This window comes from Limnobacter sp., assembly GCF_964228395.1.
Lineage (GTDB): Bacteria > Pseudomonadota > Gammaproteobacteria > Burkholderiales > Burkholderiaceae_B > Limnobacter.
Map to the genome: position 1 here is coordinate 1 of NZ_CAXQZX010000074.1, position 3656 is coordinate 3656.

Sequence of the window (3656 nt, forward strand, 5' to 3'; positions counted from 1 at the left end):
TAGCTGTTGTAGTCCAACGATGTGATCTGGAACTGCAATGGGCCATTGGGATCGTCGTCGCGCACCGGCACGTATTTCAAAATGGCTTCAAACAGGGGGCGCATATCGCCGCCACGCACATCGGGGGTGTTGCCAGCGTAACCATTCAGGCCAGAGGCATACACAATCGGGAAGTCCAGTTGTTCGTCGGTGGCACCCAGCTTGTCGAACAAGTCAAAGGTTTGGTCGATCACCCAATCGACACGCGCGCCGGGGCGGTCAACCTTGTTCACCACCACGATGGGCTTCAAACCCAAGGCCAGGGCTTTGCGGGTTACAAAGCGGGTTTGTGGCATGGGGCCTTCCACAGCATCGACCAGCAGCAACACGGAGTCGACCATCGAGAGCACACGCTCTACCTCGCCGCCAAAATCAGCGTGCCCCGGGGTGTCTACAATGTTGATGTGGGTACCTTCGTACTCCACCGCGCAGTTTTTGGCCAGAATGGTAATGCCACGCTCTTTTTCAAGGTCGTTGCTGTCCATCACGCGTTCTTCGAGTTTTTCGTTTTCGCGGAAAGTGCCAGATTGGCGAAGAAGTTGGTCCACCAGTGTGGTTTTGCCGTGGTCCACGTGGGCGATGATTGCAACGTTGCGTAATGCGCGTGTCATAGGTTTACCTGAATAAGTCTTTCGGGCCGGAGCAAAGCGCCCTTGCCGTCTGTTTCCAAAATGCCGGTGCCCAAAAATACGTGGCCATGACCACTGGGCATGTTCTTCACATCCTGTGCGAGGGTTTCTCCATACACCCGCACTCGCCCTGCCCGGCCCATGGGCCCTTGCAGTGGCAACCGTTGCCCGTGCATGAATCGCCGGGCAAACTCATTGTTCAATTCAACGCTGGGCAGCCCACTGAGCAGGCTATCCACCGGTGTTAATACTTGATCGAGCGCATCAAAAGGTGCGTGCTCGTTGGCTGCAGCAAGCCCTTTGAGTGACTCCAGGGTGTGCGCCTGTTCCACCAGCAACTTGCCGATGGCCACGCGCCGCAAGTCAACCAGGTAACCCGCCGTGCCCAAAGCCTTGGCGATGTCTTCGCCCAAGGTGCGTACATAGGTGCCTTTGCTGCACTCTACCTCGAGGGTTAGCGCACACTCGGCCTTGGCCGCTTCCCCACTGTGGACCAAATCCAGAACCTCAAGTCGATGGATTTGAATGGCCCTTGTTTGCCTGTCAATTTCTACGCCATCGCGAGCATACTCGTACAATGGCTTGCCGTCTTTCTTTAGCGCAGAAAACATGGGGGGCAGTTGTTGAATTTCACCAACAAATTGCCTGCAAACCGCTTCAACCCTAGTGCGATCCAAACTGGCCAGTGCCACCCCATCCGCTTTTGCGCTAATTTGGCCCTCGGCATCCCCAGTGGTGCTGCTGTACCCCAGTCGAACCGTGGTTCGGTAGGTTTTGCTGGCATCGATGAGGTCTGCGGCAAACTTGGTGGCTTCGCCAAACATCAAGGGCAACAAACCGCTGGCCAGGGGGTCCAAGGTGCCGGTGTGACCGGTTTTTTCGGCGCGGTACAACCTTTTTACCTGCTGCAGTGCAATATTGGATGACAGGCCAGTGGCTTTGTCAAACAACAACACACCAGAAACGGACCTTCGACCAGCCTTCAACGCTTTAGCGCACGGTCGATGAGTTGAGACATTTCGGCGCCACGCTCCACAGATTGGTCATGCTTGAACCTCAATGTGGGCACGGTGTGAATGTGCAGTTTCTTAAAAATAAGATTGCGCAAGTAGCCGGCAGAATCGTTCAGGGCCTGCTCGCTTTCTTCGGCTGAACCAGTGAGCACAGAAAAATACACGGTGGCGTAAGCGTAGTCGGGCGTAAGCTGAACCTCGGTGAGCGTGACGAAACCCAGGCGCGGGTCGCGCAGCTCCCGAGGGATGATTTCCGCCAGGTCTTTCTGGATTTGCTCGGCCACCCGCACTCCACGCGCGGGCGCCTTTTTTTTATGTCGCATAACTCGCCTTGGGCCAAGCACCCGAATTACAGGGTACGGGCCACTTCCTTCACTTCAAATACTTCCAGCACGTCACCGATCTTGATGTCGTCGTAATTGGCCAACTGCAAGCCGCACTCAAAGCCCTGGCGCACTTCTTTGGCGTCGTCCTTGAAGCGCTTGAGCGAGGCCAATTGGCCAGTCCAGATGACCACGTTGTCGCGCAGCAAGCGGATGCCCGCACCACGACGTACCACGCCATCGAGCACCATACAGCCGGCCACGGAACCCACCTTGGAGATTTTGTAAACCTCGCGGATTTCGACGTTGCCAACGATTTCTTCTTTTTTGTCGGGCGTCAACATGCCGGTCATGGCGGCTTTGACTTCGTCTACTGCGTCATAAATGATGTTGTAGTAGCGAATGTCCACACCGTTGTTTTCGGCGGTTTTACGAGCGCCCTGGTCGGCACGGGTATTAAAGCCGATGATCACAGCCTTGGACGCCACCGCCAGGTTGACGTCGGATTCGCTGATGCCACCCACCGCAGCGTGAACAATTTGCACCTTCACCTCGTCGGTGGAGAGCTTTAACAAAGCATGGGCCAAGGCTTCCTGGGAGCCCTGCACGTCGGCCTTCAACACGATGGCCAAGGTTTTTACTTCGCCCTCGGTCATTTGATCGAACATGTTTTCGAGCTTGGCGGCTTGTTGCTTGGCCAGTTTGACGTCGCGGAACTTGCCCTGGCGGAACAAGGCGATTTCGCGAGCCTTGCGTTCGTCAGGCAGCACAATCACTTCTTCGCCAGCGGCGGGCACGTCGCTCAAACCCTGAATTTCAACTGGGATGGAAGGCCCTGCGGCCTCAATGGTGCGACCTGATTCATCAAGCATGGCGCGCACTCGACCAAAGGCCGTGCCAGCCAACACCACATCACCCTTTTTCAAGGTGCCGCTTTGCACCAGCACGGTGGCCACGGGGCCACGGCCCTTGTCCAAGCGGGATTCAACCACCAAGCCTTTGGCAGAAGCCTCAACCGGTGCTTTAAGCTCCAGCACTTCGGCCTGCAGTAGCACGTTTTCCAGCAGGTCGTCGATGCCTTGGCCGGTTTTGGCCGACACGGGAATCATGGGCGAATCGCCGCCGTACTCTTCGGGCACCACTTCGTGGGTGATGAGTTCTTGCTTGACCCGATCAGGGTTGGCTTCGGGCTTGTCGATTTTGTTAATGGCCACCACCAATGGCACACCAGCGGCCTTGGCATGGTGAATGGCCTCGATGGTTTGAGGCATCACGCCGTCGTCGGCAGACACCACCAAAATCACGATGTCGGTGGCCTTGGCACCGCGAGCTCGCATGGCCGTAAAGGCCTCGTGACCCGGCGTATCAAGGAAGGTGATCATGCCACGATCGGTCTCTACGTGGTAGGCACCAATATGTTGGGTAATGCCACCCGCTTCGCCAGAGGCCACTTTGGTGCTGCGAATGTAGTCAAGCAAAGAGGTTTTACCGTGGTCAACGTGACCCATCACAGTGACCACTGGCGCACGAGGCAATTCCTCGGCTTCGGATTGGCTTGCACCCACCTCGTCGATGAGGGCCTCGGGGTCATCAAGCTTGGCGGCAATGGCTTTGTGGCCAAGCTCTTCGGTCACGATCATGGCGGTGTCTTG

The 3656-nt window shown here is 56.6% G+C and carries 4 protein-coding genes; all 4 read right to left on the reverse strand.

From position 1 onward, the window contains the following. Positions 1-650 (reverse strand): GTP-binding protein (locus ACEQU8_RS05800; RefSeq protein WP_370262201.1); only part of this gene is annotated, 650 nt, incomplete at its 3' end. Further along, on the reverse strand, positions 647-1624 hold the full coding sequence (truB, locus tag ACEQU8_RS05805; protein WP_370262202.1) for a tRNA pseudouridine(55) synthase TruB: 978 nt from the start codon (positions 1622-1624) through the stop codon (positions 647-649). The genes ACEQU8_RS05800 and truB, both read right to left, overlap by 4 nt. A gap of 26 nt (positions 1625-1650) precedes the next feature. Further along, positions 1651-2004: a 30S ribosome-binding factor RbfA gene (gene rbfA, locus ACEQU8_RS05810; protein WP_370262203.1), complete on the reverse strand. Its 354-nt coding sequence runs from the start codon at positions 2002-2004 to the stop codon at positions 1651-1653. Between the two features lie 26 nt (positions 2005-2030). After that, positions 2031-3656 (reverse strand): translation initiation factor IF-2 (gene infB / locus ACEQU8_RS05815; RefSeq protein ID WP_370262205.1); only part of this gene is annotated, 1626 nt, incomplete at its 5' end.